This window comes from Streptomyces sp. Edi2, from assembly GCF_040253635.1.
In the GTDB taxonomy this organism is placed as follows: Bacteria; Actinomycetota; Actinomycetes; order Streptomycetales; family Streptomycetaceae; genus Streptomyces.
The window spans coordinates 7891742-7907213 of record NZ_JBEJGX010000003.1; the positions used below are offsets into that span (position 1 = coordinate 7891742).

The 15472-nt window shown below is 70.3% G+C and carries 15 protein-coding genes; 9 read left to right on the forward strand and 6 right to left on the reverse strand.

The annotated features are described in order from the left end of the window. The first annotated feature begins 4 nt into the window (after positions 1-4). The 3 genes from hpnH (at position 5) to ABR737_RS37905 (ending at position 4419) form a co-directional block, all read left to right on the forward strand. On the forward strand, positions 5-1030 hold the full coding sequence (gene hpnH, locus ABR737_RS37895; protein WP_311621631.1) for an adenosyl-hopene transferase HpnH: 1026 nt from the start codon (positions 5-7) through the stop codon (positions 1028-1030). Between the two features lie 126 nt (positions 1031-1156). Further along, positions 1157-3037, forward strand: a complete 1881-nt coding sequence (dxs, locus tag ABR737_RS37900; protein WP_350255692.1) for a 1-deoxy-D-xylulose-5-phosphate synthase — start codon at positions 1157-1159, stop codon at positions 3035-3037. Beyond that, complete coding sequence (locus tag ABR737_RS37905) at positions 3034-4419, forward strand: aspartate aminotransferase family protein (RefSeq protein ID WP_350255693.1); 1386 nt, start codon at positions 3034-3036, stop codon at positions 4417-4419. Before dxs ends, ABR737_RS37905 begins: the two co-directional genes overlap by 4 nt. A 70-nt stretch (positions 4420-4489) precedes the next feature. Here the strand turns inward: ABR737_RS37905 and ABR737_RS37910 are convergent, their stop codons facing one another. Together ABR737_RS37910 and ABR737_RS37915 are read right to left on the reverse strand one after the other, a co-directional pair. Continuing rightward, positions 4490-5140: a hypothetical protein gene (locus ABR737_RS37910; protein ID WP_350255694.1), complete on the reverse strand. Its 651-nt coding sequence runs from the start codon at positions 5138-5140 to the stop codon at positions 4490-4492. Next, positions 5140-5685 carry an RNA polymerase sigma factor gene (locus ABR737_RS37915; protein ID WP_350255695.1) on the reverse strand — a complete coding sequence of 182 codons (546 nt, stop codon included), beginning with the start codon at positions 5683-5685 and terminating at the stop codon, positions 5140-5142. The genes ABR737_RS37910 and ABR737_RS37915 overlap by 1 nt, the downstream gene beginning before the upstream one ends. Before the next feature lie 757 nt (positions 5686-6442). Between ABR737_RS37915 and ABR737_RS37920 the strand changes: the two genes are divergently transcribed. Together ABR737_RS37920 and ABR737_RS37925 are read left to right on the forward strand one after the other, a co-directional pair. Next, positions 6443-6856: a hypothetical protein gene (locus ABR737_RS37920; RefSeq protein ID WP_350255696.1), complete on the forward strand. Its 414-nt coding sequence runs from the start codon at positions 6443-6445 to the stop codon at positions 6854-6856. Then, a complete protein-coding gene (locus ABR737_RS37925; protein ID WP_350255697.1) occupies positions 6853-8826 on the forward strand; it encodes a hypothetical protein in 1974 nt (657 codons plus the stop codon). Before ABR737_RS37920 ends, ABR737_RS37925 begins: the two co-directional genes overlap by 4 nt. Before the next feature lie 75 nt (positions 8827-8901). On the opposite strand, the gene ABR737_RS37930 is transcribed toward ABR737_RS37925, so the two are convergent. After that, on the reverse strand, positions 8902-9711 hold the full coding sequence (locus tag ABR737_RS37930; protein WP_350255698.1) for a tyrosine-protein phosphatase: 810 nt from the start codon (positions 9709-9711) through the stop codon (positions 8902-8904). Positions 9712-9952: 241 nt separating this feature from the next. Here ABR737_RS37930 and ABR737_RS37935 point away from each other — a divergent pair, with 241 nt between their 5' ends. After that, complete coding sequence (locus ABR737_RS37935; RefSeq protein WP_350255699.1) at positions 9953-10753, forward strand: SGNH/GDSL hydrolase family protein; 801 nt, start codon at positions 9953-9955, stop codon at positions 10751-10753. A gap of 102 nt (positions 10754-10855) precedes the next feature. Here ABR737_RS37935 and ABR737_RS37940 read toward each other — a convergent pair whose 3' ends face one another. Beyond that, a complete protein-coding gene (locus ABR737_RS37940) occupies positions 10856-11317 on the reverse strand; it encodes an ATP-binding protein (protein ID WP_350255700.1) in 462 nt (153 codons plus the stop codon). A gap of 137 nt (positions 11318-11454) precedes the next feature. Here ABR737_RS37940 and ABR737_RS37945 point away from each other — a divergent pair, with 137 nt between their 5' ends. From ABR737_RS37945 to ABR737_RS37955, 3 genes are read left to right on the forward strand one after another with little or no spacing between them, the layout of a single operon-like run. Further along, entirely contained in the window at positions 11455-12321 is an 867-nt protein-coding gene (locus tag ABR737_RS37945; RefSeq protein WP_350255701.1) for a Sco1979 family transcriptional regulator, read from the forward strand. Positions 12322-12324: 3 nt separating this feature from the next. After that, positions 12325-12603: a DUF397 domain-containing protein gene (locus ABR737_RS37950; RefSeq protein WP_350255702.1), complete on the forward strand. Its 279-nt coding sequence runs from the start codon at positions 12325-12327 to the stop codon at positions 12601-12603. Then, the gene (locus tag ABR737_RS37955) at positions 12600-13505 is read left to right on the forward strand and encodes an SAM-dependent methyltransferase (RefSeq protein WP_350255703.1); all 906 of its coding nucleotides are present in this window, start codon (positions 12600-12602) and stop codon (positions 13503-13505) included. Before ABR737_RS37950 ends, ABR737_RS37955 begins: the two co-directional genes overlap by 4 nt. 43 nt (positions 13506-13548) lie before the next feature. On the opposite strand, the gene ABR737_RS37960 is transcribed toward ABR737_RS37955, so the two are convergent. After that, complete coding sequence (locus tag ABR737_RS37960) at positions 13549-14589, reverse strand: carbohydrate kinase family protein (RefSeq protein ID WP_350255704.1); 1041 nt, start codon at positions 14587-14589, stop codon at positions 13549-13551. A 305-nt stretch (positions 14590-14894) separates the two neighbouring features. Next, positions 14895-15116: a hypothetical protein gene (locus ABR737_RS37965; protein WP_350255705.1), complete on the reverse strand. Its 222-nt coding sequence runs from the start codon at positions 15114-15116 to the stop codon at positions 14895-14897. Between the last annotated feature and the right edge of the window lie 356 nt (positions 15117-15472).

Below are 15472 nucleotides of genomic sequence, written 5' to 3' on the forward strand. Positions count from 1 at the left end.
CCAGATGGCTATGCCGCTCCGTCAGTCCATCCGGGTCGGAACCTATCTTTTTGAACAGAAGATGATCCGCCGGCGTGAGAAGTTCCCGCTCATCGTCGAGCTGGAACCGCTCTTCGCGTGCAACCTGAAATGCGAGGGCTGCGGGAAGATCCAGCATCCGGCGGGCGTGCTCAAACAGCGTATGCCGGTGGCGCAGGCGGTCGGTGCAGTGCTGGAGTCCGGCGCCCCGATGGTTTCCATTGCCGGTGGCGAGCCCCTGATGCACCCGCAGATCGACGAGATCGTGCGGCAGTTGGTGGCCAAGCGGAAGTATGTCTTCCTGTGCACCAACGCGATGTTGCTGCGCAAGAAGATGGAGAACTTCACCCCCTCGCCGTATTTCGCCTTCGCCGTGCACATCGACGGCATGCGTGAGCGGCACGATGAATCCGTCGCGAAGGAAGGCGTGTTCGACGAGGCGGTGGCGGCGATCAAGGAGGCCAAGCGGCGCGGTTTCCGGGTCACCACCAACTCCACCTTCTTCAACACCGACACCCCGCAGACCATCATCGAGGTCCTCAATTTCCTCAATGACGATCTGCAGGTCGACGAAATGATGCTGTCGCCCGCCTACGCCTACGAGAAGGCCCCCGACCAGGAGCACTTCCTCGGTGTGGAGCAGACCCGTGAGCTGTTCAAGAAGGCCTTCGCCGGCGGCAACCGGCGCCGCTGGCGGCTCAACCACAGCCCGCTCTTCCTGGACTTCCTGGAGGGCAAGGCGGACTTCCCGTGCACGGCGTGGGCGATCCCCAACTACTCGCTCTTTGGCTGGCAGCGCCCCTGCTACCTCATGAGCGACGGGTACGTCCCCACCTACCGGGAGCTCATCGAGGAGACCGACTGGGACAAGTACGGCCGCGGCAAGGACCCGCGCTGCGCCAACTGCATGGCGCACTGCGGCTACGAGCCGACCGCCGTCCTCGCCACCATGGGGTCGCTGAAGGAGTCCCTGCGGGCGGCCAGGGAGACCGTCGCGGGCAACCGCGGGTGACCGCCCACCAGCGGTGAGCCGCACCCGGGCGCACCGTCGTCCCGGTCAGGCCCGGCTCGTGCGCCTCATGGCCGCACGAGCCGGGTCCGGCCGGTCCCTGTCAGCCGAACCGGAGGGGGAGCGCACATGACGATGCTGGAGAACATCCGGCAGCCACACCACCTCAAGGCGCTCCCCGCGGAGCGCCTTGCCGAACTCGCCGAGGAGATCCGGCACTTCCTCGTGCACGCCGTCTCCCGTACCGGCGGCCACCTGGGACCCAACCTGGGCGTGGTCGAGCTGACCATCGCCCTGCACCGGGTCTTCGACTCACCGGCCGACCGCATCCTGTGGGACACCGGCCACCAGACCTACGTGCACAAACTCCTGACCGGCCGGCAGGACTTCTCCAAGCTGCGGGCCAAGGGCGGCCTGTCCGGCTACCCCTCACGCGCCGAGTCCCCGCACGATGTCATCGAGAACAGCCATGCCTCGACGGTGCTGGGCTGGGCCGACGGCCTGGCCAAGGCCCGCCAGGTACGGGGCGGCAGCGAGCAGGTGGTGGCCGTGACCGGGGACGGCGCGCTCACCGGCGGGATGGCCTGGGAAGCCCTCAACAACATCGCCGCCGCCAAGGACCGCCCGCTGATCATTGTCGTCAACGACAACGAGCGCTCCTACGCCCCCACCATCGGCGGCCTCGCCGACCACCTGGCCACCCTGCGCACCACCGACGGCTACGAGAAGTTCCTGGCCTGGGGCAAGGACGTGCTCCAGCGCACTCCGGTCGTCGGACCACCGCTCTACGGGTCGTTGCACGGTGCCAAGAAGGGCTTCAAGGACGCCTTCGCGCCCCAGGGCATGTTCGAGGACCTGGGACTGAAGTACCTCGGGCCGGTCGACGGCCATGACATCGCGGCCGTCGAATCGGCGCTGCGCCGCGCGAAGGGCTTCCACGGCCCGGTGCTGGTGCACTGCCTCACCGAGAAGGGCCGCGGCTGCCTGCCCGCCCTGGAGGACGAGGCCGACCACTTCCACACGGTCGGGGTGATGGACCCCCTGACCTGCGCACCCGTCACCGTGGCAGACCGGCCCTCCTGGACCTCCGTCTTCGGCGACGAGATGGTCCGCATCGGCGCCGAGCGTGCGGACGTCGTCGCCCTCACCGCGGCGATGCTGCAGCCGGTCGGGCTCGGGAAGTTCGCCGAGGCCTACCCCGACCGGGTGTGGGACGTGGGCATCGCCGAACAGCATGCGGTGGTGTCGGCCGCGGGGCTGGCCACCGGCGGTCTGCACCCCGTCGTCGCGGTCTATGCCACCTTCCTCAACCGGGCCTTCGACCAGGTGCTGATGGATGTGGCGCTGCACAAGTGCGGGGTCACCTTCGTACTGGACCGGGCCGGCATCACCGGCACCGACGGTCCCTCGCACAACGGCATGTGGGACATGTCGGTCCTGCAGGTCGTCCCCGGTCTGCGGATCGCCGCGCCGCGCGACGCCGACCAGCTCCGCGCCCAGCTGCGCGAAGCGCTGGACGTGGCCGACGCCCCGACCGTCGTCCGCTTCCCCAAGGAGCCGGTGGACGACCCGGTCCCGGCCGTGGACCGGATCGGCGGTGTCGATGTCCTCCACCAGGCGCCGCATCCCGACGTCCTGCTGGTCGCCGTCGGCGTGCTGGCTCCGGTCTGTCTGCGGGTCGCGGAACTGCTCACGGCACGCGGCGTCGATGCGACCGTCATCGACCCGCGGTGGGTCAAGCCGGTCGACGAGGCCGTCCCCCGGCTCGCCGCGGACCACGCCATGGTGGTGGTCGTCGAGGACAACTGCCGGACCGGAGGCGTGGGCTGGGCGGTCGGCCAGGCGCTGCGGGACGCTGGCGTGGATGTGCCGCTGCGCACCTTCGGCATCCCCGAGCAGTTTCTGGCACCCGCCAAGCGCGGTGAGCTGCTGGCCGACGTCGGCCTCACCCCGGCCGAGATCGCCGGCCGGATCAGCGCCGCGCTGGCCCGTAAGGAGAGCCACGCGTGACCGGATTCGATCTGACCCGGCTGCTCGCCGAACGCGGCGGCGAACGCTACGACCTGCACGCCCGCCATCTCAACCACCAACTCCCGCGCATGCTGCACACCATCGGCTTCGACAAGGTCTACGAGCGGGCCGAGGGCGCCTACTTCTGGGACGCCGACGGCCAGGACTACCTGGACATGCTCGCGGGATTCGGGGTGATGGGCCTCGGACGGCACCACCCCGTCGTCCGCAAGGCGCTGCACGACGTCCTGGACGCCCAGCTCGCCGATCTCACCCGCTTCGACTGCCAGCCGCTGCCTGGCCTGCTCGCCGAGAAGCTGCTGGCCTGCGCGCCCCACCTGGACCGGGTCTTCTTCGGCAACAGCGGCACCGAAGCCGTCGAGACCGCCCTGAAGTTCGCCCGCTACGCGACCGGCAGACCGCGCATCCTCTACTGCACCCACGCCTTCCACGGCCTGACCACCGGCGCGCTCTCCGTCAACGGCGAGGACGGCTTCCGGGACGGCTTCGCCCCGCTGCTGCCGGACACCGCCATCGAGATGGGTGACCTGGACGCGCTGGCACGGGAGCTGAAGCGCGGCGATGTGGCGGGCTTCGTGGTCGAACCGATCCAGGGCAAGGGAGTCCACCCGGCCCCGCCCGGATTCCTGCGCGCCGCACAGGAGCTGCTGCACCGCCACAAGGCCCTGCTGATCGCCGACGAGGTGCAGACCGGCCTCGGCCGCACCGGCGACTTCTTCGCCTACCAGCACGAGGACGGAGTCGAACCGGACCTGGTCTGTGTGGCCAAGGCGCTGTCCGGCGGCTACGTCCCCGTCGGCGCGACCCTCGGCAAGGACTGGATCTTCAAGAAGGTCTACTCGTCCATGGACCGGGTGCTGGTGCACTCCGCCAGCTTCGGCGCCAACGCCCAGGCGATGGCGGCCGGTCTGGCGGTGCTCTCGGTGATGGAGGACGAGCAGATCGTCGCGGGCGCCCGGCACACCGGCGAGCTGCTGCGCTCCCGGCTCGCCGCGCTGGTCGGCACGTACGAGCTGCTGCACGACGTACGGGGCCGCGGCCTGATGATCGGCATCGAGTTCGGCCGCCCCACGTCGCTCGGCCTGCGCAGCCGCTGGACGATGCTGCAGGCGGCCCGCAAGGGGCTGTTCGCGCAGATGGTCGTGGTGCCGCTGCTGCAGCGCCACCGCATCCTGACCCAGGTCTCCGGCGACCACCTCGAAGTCATCAAGCTGATCCCACCGCTGATCATCGGCGAACGCGAAGTGGACCGCTTCGTCGAGGCGTTCACGGCCGTCATGGACGACGCCCACGGGGGCGGCGGCCTGATGTGGGACTTCGGCCGGACGCTGGTCAAGGCACACCTGGGGCGCCGGGAGTAGCCGGGTTCCCGGCCGCGTACGTGGGAGGCCGGTTGTCCGGCGGCAGATGGCCGCCGGACAACCGGTGGGTTCAGAGGCCGGCCGGCAGACGGCTGCCGGTCAAAAATGTCTGCAGGCTCCTGTCCAGGGAGCGGGCGAAGCCCTGGGCGAGTTCGGAGGACCCGCGTACGGGCACCGGCAGGTGCACCTCGAAGGCGAAGCCCATCAGGCGCGCCATCGCACGCCACACCCGGGCTTCGGGCCAGGGCCCGACGGCCGCGTGATGAACCGCCAGCAGATGGGCCGCCAGTTCGTCGCCGGCCCCGGCGGCGAAGCGCCACCAGTACAGCGCGCCCTCCCACTTGTCGAGGCTGTAGAGCAGACAGGCGAACGTCCGGGCGCCCACGGGGTCGTAGTCCGCGGCGAACGCGCCGAGCGCATCGACGTCATCGCTGCGCAGCACGATCTGACACAGCCGCCGGACCTCGACCAGGACAGCCGCGGGAGCGACCGCCGGGTCGAGGAGGGGAGTGGGCCGGCGCCGACGGCGGCCGCGGAGCACCGCCGGGCGGACCGGGACGGGACGGCCGCCGCCGGCCGCCGCGCGGGTGACGCGCGCGGGCGGCCGGCACCCCTTGTCGGCGATGGCCTCGGCGAGGCGCCGGGTGAAGGCGGCCACGTCGTGGTCGGCGTACTCGTCACGGATCTTTTCGGCTTGGAGCCGGAGCACGTTTTCGAGCATCACTCGTCCCTTCCGGAACGTTTCGTCATGATCTCTTTGAGGCGTTGCAGACCGATGCTCACGCTGACCTTCGCCGAGCCGGGAGTGGTTCCCAGCCTTTCGGCGATCTGCTCGTACGACAGCCCCGCCAGGTGGTAGAGGCGCACGGAATTGGCCTGGAGAGGAGCCCGGGACTCCAGCTCGTCCAGCGCAAGATCGAGCGGTTCGTGGTCCCCCAGCTCCTTCAGGTACGAGCTGTCCGGCCTGTCCGGAGGCTCGGCGAAGGCCTGGACGCGCGCGTCGCGGATTTCGCGGCGGTAGAAGTCGCCGATCACGCCATGGAGGATCCGGTAGGCCATCGCCGTCGGATTCACATGGGCCAGGATCCGCTCCCACTTCGCGTACATGCGGCGGCCGGCTTCGAGGACGGCTTCCTCCGCGTCGCGCCGGTCCCGGAGCTTGAAGCACGCGAGGGCGAGAAACGCCTTCTGCTCGCGCTGGAAGAACGCCTCGAAGTCCAGCGGCAGGTCGGCGGTGGGCCGGGCCGCGGGGAAGTTCTCGTTCACCGCACCTCCCCGCAGCGCGGGCCCGACGGAGGCCGGGGCACCGCGGGCCTGGCGGGGGCGGGGTGGGTGCCGTTCTCGGGACGGGGGCTCAGGCGTGGGCCGGGCTGTTGTCCCGGCGCAGCGCCGGTACAGGGGTGTCGGTGCAGCGCGGCCTGCAAGGCGGTGTGGGTCACGCGCCGGACAAGGGCGTCGAGTCCTGCGGCGGTCAACCGGTAGGCGCCGAAAACGGCCAGCGCGTACCAGGGCCATGAGTGCCCCAAGTGCTCCACGTGCCCTCCCTTCAAGAGAGTTGCTGCCCACCCGCACTGTGGCGGGTGGGTCGGAACGTGCGTTCCTGCCCCTCTCACCGACGGGGGACCCCCTCAGGGTTAACCGCGGCGCACACATCATCAGCCGAACGTGATCGATCAACTGCGCACAGTGCTACGACCTGCGCTTTTCTCTGGGTGAGTGACGGAGGACACATTGACTATATGTTTAATGACCAGTAACTAGCGTTCGAATGCTGCAAGTTCACGCTCGCAAAACAGATGGGTGGCGGGCGCAGAGGGCCGTCGCCGCGCGAGTCGAACGGGCCGCGTGTGCCGCTGCCGAGCCCGAAGTGACGGGCATGCATGGGAGTAAACGGCAGAGTTCCGGGAAGACGTAGGGCGGTCAGTGTGGAGCTGAGCGTGAAGCTCTGCGTGAAGCCCGGTCCGGGAAGAGCCGCACCGGCGGAGCTGACTGCTGTTCATCGGGACAACCACGGGGGAGAACAGTGTCCGACATCAATTCCTTAGTCGGTCAGATCGTGCCCGCCGTCGGCGCGGCAGTGGGCGCCTATGGCGTCAACGTGCTGAACCAAGCCGAGGGCCAGGCAGCCGATGCGACGGTCCTGCTGGGCCGGCGACTGCTCGACCGGATCCTGCGCCGTGCTCCTGACGGCGCGCCGATCGAGGCGGCGGTGACCGACCTGGCGGAATCAGACGGAGATCCGGACGCGCTGGCGGCACTGCGCCTTCGGATCAGGGGCGTTCTGGCGGCCGACCCGTCGCTGGCCGCGGAGTTGGCGGCGCTGCTTCCCGCACCGCCGGCGGCACAGGCCGACGGTGCCCGGAGCGTGGCGGTGAGCGGGAGCGTTCCCGGCATCGTGTCGACCGGGGACGACGCGATCAACATCCAGCGCCGGTGAACGGGAAGTCCGGGCCGGCCGACCGGTCCGCGGCCCAGATGTCCCAGGATCCGGCCCAGATGTCCCAGGACCCGGCCCGCTCCGCCGCCCGGCGGTCGGTCGTGGTCCACGGCGATGTCCAGGGCAATGTGAGCACGGGTGACTACACCCTCAACGTCGTCTACGTCGACGGCAAGTTCGTCGAGACCGAGAGCGTGCTGGAACTGCCGCTGCGGGAGCCCCGTCCTCTGCGGGCTCCCGCCCGCGCCGACCTGTTCGGCCGCGACGAGATCGTGGAACAGACCGTCAGGCAGCTGACCGAGGGCACCAGTGTCCAGCTGTACGGGGCCGCGGACGTCGGGAAGAAGGCGATCGCCGAGGAGGTGCACCGGAGGCTGGCCGCGCAAGGCCGGCGCGGTCACGTCCTGTCGCCCCGGGCCGGGGAGACCGGCACGCTGGAAAGCCTCTACCAGCGGCTGACCGAGGCGTTCTTCGGCAAGACCTTCCTGCGCGGGGTCGACGAGGCCGTGCTGCACGAGGCCGTCGCCCATGTCTCCGACGTCCACCTCACCGTCTTCGACTGCGCACTGAGCCGGGAGGAGGTGGCCCGGGTGATGCAGACCTTCTCCGGGTGCACATTCCTCTTCACGTCCCCGTACGCGACCCTGCCGGACTCGGCGGCGGCGCACCATGTCCAGCCCCTGGCCCGGGCCGCCGCGATCAAACTGCTCAGCTCCGAACTCGGGCTGACGCTGGGCCCGGTCGGTCTGCAGAACCTGCAGTTCGACCACGCCTACCGGATGGCCGAGGGCAAGCCTCAGCGCCTGCGCCAGTACGCGGAGTTCATCAAGGGCTCCGACCAATGGCGTGCCAGGGCGGACAGGGAGCCCCACGACCAGCCCCCGCCGGTCGACCCGGACCAGCTGAGCCCGCAGCGTCAGGCCGAGGCCCTGGCCGTCGCCCTGAGCGAACCGGCCCGCAGCGCGCTGGTCGCGCTGGCGACCTTCGGCGTGCCGCTGCCCGCCGCCTGGTTCGCACCGGTCACCGGAGACCCGCAGGCCGCAGGGGCCGGGCCGGAACTCTACGACCGCCGCCTGGTCACCTACAGCGGCGGCACCTACCTGATCACCGAGGACGCCTTCGCCGCGGTCCGCCACCAGAACTGGGCCCCCACCGCGGCGGCCACCGCCGCTGAAGGCCTGACGGCGGGGCTCACGGCGAAGACCGCGCAGCCGGGACCGGACCCGTATCTGCTGTTGACCGTGGCACGCGCCCTGAACGACGCGCAGCAGTGGGTACCGCTCTCCCGCCTGGTCAGGGTCGCCGCGCCGACCGCGCTGGCCGCCGGCCGCGGGCAGATCGCGCTGCAGCTCTACATGCTGGGCAAGATCGCCGCGACGCACGGCGGAATGAGCAAGGACCTCAAGTTCTTCGTCAGCACCGAGGAGCAGATCCGCAATCTCCTGAAGGGCGACAAACTCGCCGTGGCCGCGGCCCTGGCGATCCTCGCCGCGCCCGTCGCCCCCACGGCGAAGATCGGCAGCCTCTTCGGCTACCTCGCCAAACTCGCCTCCGCTAACACCGCCGCCACGGCAGGAACCGCCGCCGTGGCGGTCGCGGCCGCCACCACCGTCCTGGTGGTGACGCACGCGAACGAGGTGCCGGCCGGCTGCGCCGAGGCCAAACAGATCATTGCTCCCACGCAGCGGCCGACGGAGCTGCGCACGACGAAAGCTTTCGTCGACCGGTCCAGGCAGGTGGCAGCCGGCCTGCATGCCGCGGCCGGAAAGGCGACCGATGCCAAGGTGAAGTCCGCCCTCCAGACCCGGGCGGACGAGCGGAACAGCGCGGCCGACGCCAAGGAGCGCGAGGGGGACGAGGCCGGCATGCACCCCGATGTCGTCGCCGCGCTCGTGGCGAGCAAGGCGCTGCGAGAGGAGATCAAGGACACCCAGGAGATCTCCCCGGTCTGCTCCAACGTGCTGGAGTGACACGGGGATCCCGCGCTCCGACGCGCCGGCCGCGGGGCGGGGCGTCGGAGCGCAGGACGGGTCGTGTCCCGCTGGTCAGTCCGTCAGCAGCCGGTCACGCAGCCGCTCGCGGGTGGCGGGCGCCAGCTTCAGGCCGTCGGTGAGGTACTTCTCCGTCGAGCCCCAGGTCTGCTCGATGGCGTCGTAGGCGGCCGCGAGGTAGTCGGTGTGTGCCCCGAACAGCGGCGCAAGCAGCTCCATAACCTCCTGCGACATCCCGACCGCGGAGTTGTCGGAGCGGCGGATCTTGTAGCGCCGGTGGGGATCGTTGGACTTGAGGTAGTCCGCCTCGATGGCGTCCCGCTCCACGCCGACCGCGAGCAGGGTCACGGCAACGGACAGGCCGGCGCGGTCCTTGCCGGCCGCACAGTGCATCAGCGCAGGGACGCTGTCCTCGGCAAGCGCATTCAGCACCCTGCTGTGGTCTTCGGTGCGGGTGGTGATGATGTGGCGGTAGGTCTTGGCCATCCGGGCCGCGGCCTTGCCGTCGCCGAGCGCGGAGCGCAGCTGGTCCAGCTCACCGTCGCGCACCATGGCCCAGAATTCCGCGCCGTCAGCCGGGTCGGTGAGCGGGATGTTCACATTGCGCACGCCGGGCAGCGTGACATCGGGGCCTTCCAGCTTGATGTCCGAGGCATTGCGGAAGTCGAAGATGGTGTGCAGCCCGAGGCCGGCCAGAAATGCGGCATCCGTCTCGGTCGCATGGGCGAGGTGTCCGCTGCGAAACAGCCTCCCCTCCCGTACGCGACGCCCGTCCACGGTCGGCAGACCGCCCACATCGCGGAAGTTGCGGACCTCCGCGAGCTCGGGCTGGGCCTGTGGGACCTGCGGCGTCTGCTGCGTCACGCGCGCTCCTCGGGTTCGTTCGCCGACGCCGCTCGTCGGCGAGGCGGGCACTTCCGACGATACGACATTGATGCAATAGGCAATCGGGCCGACATGGAGGCTCCGCGATATGCGGGGGAGCAGGGCGTTGCCGATCTTTATTCCAACTTGACAAGAATTTGACTTGGTGGCATTAATCACCCCTCGTCAACCCCTGGTTACGGTGGCGTAAGTCACTTCTTGAGGTGAAGTATGTCTTGACGTGGCAGACGATTCGAAGTACTTCAGCAACGGCGCCCACGGCGCCATCGGGTCGTACGCAGCCGTCGGGGACAGCTTTACAGAGGGGGTCGGGGATCCCGGCCCTGACGGGGCGTACATCGGTTGGGCGGACCGCCTGGCGGTCCTTCTCTCGGACCAGCAGGCCGAAGGGGACTTCCGCTATGCGAACCTCGCGGTCAGGGGGCGGCTCTTGGACCAGGTCGTCGAGGAGCAGGTGCCCCGGGCGAAGAAGCTCGCCCCCGCTCTGGTGACGTTCTGCGCCGGCGGCAATGACATCCTGCGGCCCGGTTCGGACCCGGACGCGGTCGCCGAGCGCTATGAGGCGGCGGTCGCCGATCTGCGGCAGGAGGTCGGTACGGTCCTGCTCTGCACCGGCTTCGACACCCGCGGCGTCCCCGTCTTCAAGCATCTGCGCGGCAAGATCGCCACGTACACGGCGCATGTCCGGGCCATCGCGGACCGGCACGACTGCCCGGTACTGGACCTGTGGTCGTTGAAGTCGGTGCAGGACCGGCGGGCCTGGGACGGCGACCGGCTGCATCTCTCCGCCGACGGGCACACCCGGGTGGCGCTGCGCGCGGGGCAGGTGCTCGGACTGCGGGTGCCGGCCGACCCGGACCAGCCGTGGCCGCCGGAGGCGGAGCGGTCGGCCGCCGAGGCGCGGCGGGACAACATCCACTGGGCGCGGGAGCACCTTGTCCCGTGGATCGGGCGCCGGCTGCGCGGTGAGTCGTCCGGTGACCATGTCGAGCCCAAGCGGCCCGATCTGCTGCCGCTGTAGGGGACACCCGCCCGGGAGGTGTCGTCCCCTGGGGCGGCCGGGGCCGTCAAAGGCCCAAGGCGCGCCGGAGGCCCCGTTTCCGCCGATGCGGAGCGGGGCCTCTCAGTGGGCGAGCGAGGAGTACGGCAGATCCGCCCAGACGACCCGGCCCCGGCCGCTGTCGGCGGGCCGCGATCCCCAGCTGTCGGAGAGCGCGCCGACGAGGAACAGTCCTCGTCCGCACTCCTTGTCCACGCTGCCGGGCTGGACGTGCGGCGCCGAATCCTCCGGGCCGCCCTGGTCCGTGATCTCTATGCGTATGTGCGCCCCGAAAAGGGCGAGTTCGCAGCCGACCTTCTCGCTGTCGGTGTGCCGCAGCGCGTTGGTGAACAGCTCGGAAACCACCAACTCCACGTCGTCATGGACGTGTTGAGCCGCGCCCCACTCGTGCAGCAGCGCACTGACGCGTCTGCGCGCCTCGGGAACGGAGGTGCGCCGCGCCGGCAAGTGGAACGCGTCCTGCGGGTACTGGGCGACGAAGCCGCCACAGCGCCCTAACGAGGGAGCGTTGTTGGAGGAAGCCACTCCGTAACTATGTGCGATGCCGGTCACCGATGGCAAGGATCACTCTGCAATTTGCAGAATCGTAAGGTGCAGTCTGTTCGTGCTGTTGACGGCATGACACACTGCTGACCACTGAAGTCAGTTGGAGGCGATCGGACGTGGCGGACCCACGGTCGGCAGGTGCACCGACCGTCCTGCGGGTGGTGCTCGGCAAGCGACTGCAGGACCTGCGCGAGAAGGCGGGAATCTCCTTCGAACGGGCCGCCGCGGCCCTCGATGTGACCCACGCCACGATACGACGTATGGAAAAGGCCGAGGTCGGCCTCAAGCTCCCCTACGTCGAGAAGCTGCTCGCGACCTACGGCGTCACCGACGAGGGCGAGATCGAGGGCTTCCTCTCCCTCGCGCGCGAGGCCAACAAGCCCGGCTGGTGGCACCGGTTCCGGGACGTCCTTCCCGAGTGGTTCAGCGCTTACGTCAGCCTGGAGAGCGAAGCCAACCTCATCCGGGCCTATCAACCGCACTACGTCCCGGGGCTGTTGCAGACCGAGGACTACGCCGCCGCCGTCCTGCGGGCCGGCATGCCGCACGCCTCCGCGGCGGACATCGACCGCATCGTCGCGCTGCGCATGGAGCGGCAGTCGCTCCTCACCCGTGAGGGCGCACCGATGCTGTGGGTGGTCATGGACGAGACCGTGCTGCGGCGGCCGATCGGCGGGGCCCAGGTGATGCGCGACCAGATCACCCGGCTGATGGAGGCCACCGCACTGCCGAACGTCCGCCTGCAGGTCATGCCCTTCGCCGCGGGTCCGCACCCCGCCATGTACGGCCCCTTTCACATTTTCCGCTTCCCGATTCCGGAACTCCCGGACATGGCCTACGCGGAAAGCCTCGTCGGAGCCGTGTACTTCGACCAGCGCAACGACGTCTCGCAGTTCCTGGAGGCCCTGGACCGGATGTGTGCGCAGGCCGCGCCGGCACACACCACCGAGGCCATTCTGGGTGGCTTTCGCAAGGAGATCTGAACCATGGATCGCATACGCATCTACAACGGCATGCCCGCCAAGGAACTGGGCACTGAGGGCTGGCACAAGCCGTGGAGCGGCGGAAACGGCGGCGAGTGCGTCGAGGCCATGCGGCTGGGCGACGGCCGGATCGCGCTGCGCCAGTCGACCGACCCGGACGGCCCGGCGCTGATCTACACCCACCACGAAATGGTGAGTTTCATCGAGGGCGCGAAGGCCGGCCACGCCGACTTCCTGCTCGCGGCGGCGCCGGGCCGGCGGTCCGAGCGGAGGACGGCATGAACGAGCAGGACATCTCCCCGGGGGTACCGGAGGGCACGGTCCATGAGATCGGACCGTACGTCCAGGGGCCGGAGGCCTCGGGCTTCCCTGCCGAGGAGATCGACACCAGCCGGCCGCATCCGGCCCGGATGTACGACTACTACCTCGGCGGCTGGGACAACTACGAGGTCGACCGGGTGGCCGCGGAGCGCGTCATCGAGGTCCACCCCCAGGTCCGGCTCAGCGCCCGCGCCAACCGGGCCTTCATGCGGCGGGCGGTGCGCGAACTGACCGCCTGCGGCATCCGCCAGATCATCGATATCGGCACCGGCATCCCCACCTCCCCCAACACCCATGAGGTGGCCAGGGAGACCGCTCCCGACACCCGCGTCGTGTACGTCGACAACGACCCGATCGTCGCCACCCACGCCGGGGCCCGGCTGACCAACACCGAACGCACCGGATTCGTGCTCGGCGACGTCCGCGACCCCAAGGCGCTGCTCGACCACCCCACCGTCCGGGAACTGATCGACTTCGACCGTCCCGTGGCGCTGCTGCTGGTCGCCGTACTCCACTTCGTCCGGGACGACGAGGATCCCGCCGGCCTCATCGCCACCCTGGCCGAGGCGCTGCCCGCAGGCAGCCATCTCGTCCTGTCGCATGCGACCGGGGAGCCCTACGAGGCCTATGCGGCGGGCCGCACGGACGAGCAGGCGCGCGACGGCGTCGTGAACGTCTACAAGAGCGCCACCGCCTCCCTCAACCTGCGGTCGAAGGCCGAGATCGCGCCGCTCTTCGGGCCGTTCGCCCTGCTGGAGCCGGGGGTGGTACGGGTGCCGCTGTGGCGTCCCGACGGCCCGGTGCCCGGTGCGCAGGAGCTCAACAACACCATTTTCTACGGCGGGGTGGGCCGCAAGGGCTGACCGGCCGGGCTCGCGGGCCCGGCCGGAGGTTCCCGCCGGCGAGCTACGCGCCCGCGGGGGAGACCCGGGCGTCCGGCGGACCCGCGAGCGGCTGCCCGTCGCCGGGCGGTGCGGTGGAGGGCGGTGCGGTGGCCGGCGCCGTCGAGTTGAGGGGCGCCGCCGGGGTGAGAGCCGAGTGCAGGTCCTCCGGTCCGGCGAGGCGGGTGTGGGTGCCCGGCGAGGTGCAGGCGTACGCCCCCGCGATCGCACCCAGGCGCGCGCACTCGTCGAGATCCCGGCCCGCCAGCCGGCCGTAGAGGAACCCGCAGGTGAAGGCGTCGCCCGCGCCGTTGCTGTCCACGACCGGGCCGGGCGGGACCGCGGGCGGGACCAGGCGTGGGGTGCGGTCGTCGGTGGTGAGGAGGTAGGCGCCGCCCGCCCCGGCCGTCGCGATCACCGCCTCGGCCCGCCCCTCGTGCAGGATCTCCCGCATGACGGAGCCGATCCGCTCGCCCGCCCCCGCCGTACTGAGGAACACCAGGTCCGAGCGGAGCGCGAACTCGCGGTGATGGTCCGTCAGTCCGTCCCAGTCGTGCAGATCCGTGGAGACGGGGATGCCCAGAGCCTCGATGTCGTCGTAGAGGAACCGGGCGAAGTGCATGATCGACAGATGGACGTGCCGGGCCCGGCGCAGCGGGGGGAGATAGTGCTCGGGCGGCATCCGCAGCTCGACCGGGTCACGGCCGTCGTAGAACGACATCCGGCGGCCGTCGGAGGCCACGAGGTTGACCGCCCGCCGGGTGCCGTGCGGCGAGAGCAGCGGCCGGAAGTCGACGCCGGTACCGGCCAGCCGCTCACGGACCAGGCGGCCCGGATGGTCGTCGCCGAGGAAATCCACGAATCCCGTGGTGAGCCCGAGCGCCGCGCAGCCGAGCGCGACGCCGGTGCCGGTGTGTCCCGCCCCTTCGTGAAGAGGGGGGACCGCATAGGAGTCGGCGAGCGGTACGGGCAGCGCGGCGACCGACACGACGGTGTCCACGCCCGACCCGCCGACGACGAGTACGTCGTAGGCGTCATACGGCTCAGAAACCTGCTGGAATGTCACAAGCGTCCCTGAATCCCTTGCTGGTGAGACGAATCCCTTGCTGGTGGAACCGTTTGCGGACGATGTGCGTCCGCTGCCGGGAGTCTAGACGCACACTCGGCTCATCACGGGATGTCAGGGACTCCGGTGACACGAGGGAGAAAAGGGACCGCAAGAAGCCGCGCCGGTGATCAGGGGCCGGTGCGGAACGGGCGAGGAGGCCCGGCTCGCGGTCCGCGGGACTGCAGGGATGTCCCTCGAACGGTTGGCGGAAAGGGCCGTTGACGGGGAGGGTGAGGGCACTGAAGCCTGAGGTCCCTCGGTGATCAAGCTCCGTGGGCGGCGCGGGCGGTGAGGCCGGTGCGGGCCGCGGTCGAAACCCGGCGCGGGCGGCGATCGGAAATCCGGCGCGGCGTACGGACCCCGGGGAGGAAGAGCGGATCCGGGGCAGTGACGGGCGGGCGCCGGCGGCCGGACGGGCCGGCGGGGGACGAGGCGGAAATGGCGGACAGGGCGGACAGGACGAACAGGGCAGACAGAGGAGACATGGCAGAGCGCTCCCGGGGCGGGCGCACCGCGATCGTGATCGGTGGCGGGCCGGCCGGGACGCTGGCCGTCACCGCCCTGGTCGGACAGGTCGACGCGATCACCGTCGTCGAGCGCGACCGCTACCCGGCGGGGCGGGCCTTGCGCAAGGGCCTCCCGCAGGCCCGCCATCTGCACATCCTCCTCAGCGGTGGTCAGCGCGCGCTGGAGAAGCTGCTGCCCGGGACGCGGGACGGTCACCGCGCTCGGTGCGGCGGGCGCGCGCAGCCTGTATCTGCCGCGCGATCTGCTCACCCGTACCCCCACGGGCCGGCAGCGCCGCTTCGACGAGCGCCGGCATCTCACGCTGAGCGTCACC

Coding starts and splice junctions, on each gene's coding strand:
- ABR737_RS37910 (WP_350255694.1), bottom strand. CDS start 5,140: ATGCTCGAAAACGTGCTCCGGCTCCAAGCCGAAAAGATCCGTGACGAG.
- hpnH (WP_311621631.1), top strand. CDS start 5: ATGGCTATGCCGCTCCGTCAGTCCATCCGGGTCGGAACCTATCTTTTT.
- ABR737_RS37955 (WP_350255703.1), top strand. CDS start 12,600: ATGAACGAGCAGGACATCTCCCCGGGGGTACCGGAGGGCACGGTCCAT.
- ABR737_RS37965 (WP_350255705.1), bottom strand. CDS start 15,116: ATGTCTCCTCTGTCTGCCCTGTTCGTCCTGTCCGCCCTGTCCGCCATT.
- ABR737_RS37950 (WP_350255702.1), top strand. CDS start 12,325: ATGGATCGCATACGCATCTACAACGGCATGCCCGCCAAGGAACTGGGC.
- dxs (WP_350255692.1), top strand. CDS start 1,157: ATGACGATGCTGGAGAACATCCGGCAGCCACACCACCTCAAGGCGCTC.